This is a genomic window from Motilimonas eburnea (assembly GCF_021295345.1).
Classification (GTDB): Bacteria; Pseudomonadota; Gammaproteobacteria; order Enterobacterales; family CBDFNC01; genus Motilimonas; species Motilimonas eburnea.
In genome coordinates, this window is the sequence record NZ_JAIMJB010000052.1 from 1 (window position 1) to 1,213 (window position 1,213).

1 protein-coding gene is annotated in these 1,213 nt (G+C 43.5%); it reads left to right on the plus strand.

All coding sequences use genetic code 11. The features are described from left to right. The first annotated feature begins 230 nt into the window (after positions 1-230). Positions 231-1,181, plus strand: a complete 951-nt coding sequence (locus tag K6Y21_RS21040; protein ID WP_233073907.1) for an IS110 family RNA-guided transposase — start codon at positions 231-233, stop codon at positions 1,179-1,181. The last annotated feature ends 32 nt before the right edge of the window (positions 1,182-1,213 follow it).

A 1,213-nucleotide genomic window follows, 5' to 3' on the forward strand; every position in this document is an offset into this window, starting at 1 on the left:
CTTGTATGGATAATTAACCCACCTAATTGACCCTTTACACCCAGTTTCGGGTAATGTGAGACCCAGGCGTTAGCTGCAACTAACGCTTTCCTTGTCGTAGTTCGATTAAATGATGGCTCCTCTATTGAGAGACCGATAACAAGAACGAACGCGACAAAGGACTCCAAGCAAAACACTCGAATAGTCTACTGGGTCTCGAACCCGCATTTGCAAGCAAGAGTTAGCTTATTATGAATTCTAAAACTAATCAAAATATTACCGTCGGCGTCGATACTGGCAAGTTTCAACTCGATATTTATATTCGCCCCCTTGATATCTATTTCACCGTTGCCAATGATGAAAAAGGCATTAAAGAGGCGGTCAAAGCCATTAAAAAACACCAGCCAAATCGCATCGTTATTGAAGCCACTGGTCGCCTTGAAATGCCTTTTATTGTGGCTTGCGCCGAAGCCCATTTACCGTTTGTTATCGCCAACCCCATTCACATTAAACGCTTTGCTGGCGCCATTGGCCAAAAAGCAAAAACGGACAAACTAGACGCTCAACTCATTGCCCATTATGGTGAGGCCATTCAACCCACTCTATCAACCTTGAAGCCAGCTGTTATGCAGTCTATGAGCGACTTAGTCGCAAGAAGAAATCAACTATTGGTGATGCAAACCATGGAGAAAAACCGTCTTCAAATTCTCCCCAAAGCGCTCGCTGTGACCATCAAACCTGTCCTAACAGTATTCAAAAATCAAATCGCAAAGATAGAGGCTAACATAGTAAAACTCATTGAGTCTTGCCCAGAATATCAGGCCAAAAACATCATCCTACAAAGCATGAAAGGCATTGGTAAAATTGCCGCAGCTTCTATTATCAGCAACCTGCCAGAGCTAGGCTATATCAGCAACAAAGAAGCCAGTTCATTAGTCGGGGTCGCACCAATGAACAAAGAAAGTGGCCGCTATAAAGGGCAACGAAAAATCCAAGGTGGACGACATCAAGTCCGAACCGTTTTATACATGGCAATGATGTCTGCCATTCAATCAAACCCTGTTTTTAAAGCAACATATCAACGACTCGTTGCGGCCGGAAAGCCTAAGAAAGTAGCCATCATCGCTTGTATCAGGAAGATGGTTGTCACGCTCAATTCGATGCTCAGAGACGGTGTTATGTGGGAAGCGCCAAAAGTTTAAAAATAACTATTGACGCCATAGTCTCTTGTTAT